General features: G+C 39.3%; 1 protein-coding gene. It reads right to left on the minus strand.

Features of this window, described 5'->3' with window-relative positions:
* Positions 1 to 131 precede the first annotated feature (131 nt).
* On the minus strand, positions 132 to 608 hold the full coding sequence (gene tnpA, locus AC1RFD_RS22370) for an IS200/IS605 family transposase (RefSeq protein ID WP_115673398.1): 477 nt from the start codon (positions 606 to 608) through the stop codon (positions 132 to 134).
* Between the last annotated feature and the right edge of the window lie 129 nt (positions 609 to 737).

Consider the following 737-nt stretch of genomic DNA (forward strand, 5'->3'; position numbering starts at 1 on the left):
AATCAGAACCACCAGTCTAACTGGTGGTTTGCTCTACGCGTGAAACGCTGGGGTACTGGCCCATGTCTAAAGACACACTGAAAGGTCCGCCAACCGCACTCCGTTTTCACGCTACCACTAAAGTGGTTTTATTATTTTCGCTTTTTTGCTTGTATTTCTTCTCCTGTAAATGGATCAATGAATTCTTTCATGGTCATTTGATCCTCAAGTATATCCTCTTGCAATTGATTTTTTATATATTCCTGTATGATTTTTCTGTTTCGTCCTACTGTATCTACATAATATCCGCGACACCAAAACTTCCTATTTCCATATTTGTATTTCAGGTTCGCATGCCGATCGAATATCATTAAACTACTCTTCCCTTTCAAATAACCCACAAACGATGAAACACTTATTTTTGGTGGAATACTCACCAACATATGAATGTGATCAGGACAGGCTGTGGCTTCAATGATTTCTACTCCTTTTCTTTCACATAACTGGCGAAGAATTCTACCTATATCTGCTTTGATTTGTCCATAAATAATCTGCCTTCTATATTTTGGCGCAAAGACGATGTGATACTTACAATTCCATGTCGTGTGTGCTAAACTTTTATTATCCATTTGGAGCCCCTTTCGTACGAAGTCGGTTGACCAGACCTGATTTCATTGTACGGCTGGGGTTTTTTTCTTGTCCATAGCTAGAAGCTCTTTGGAACCCCTCGCATAGCAAGGGGTTTTCAAAATATACAA

This window comes from Lysinibacillus sp. GW823-FHT02G10 (assembly GCF_058797135.1).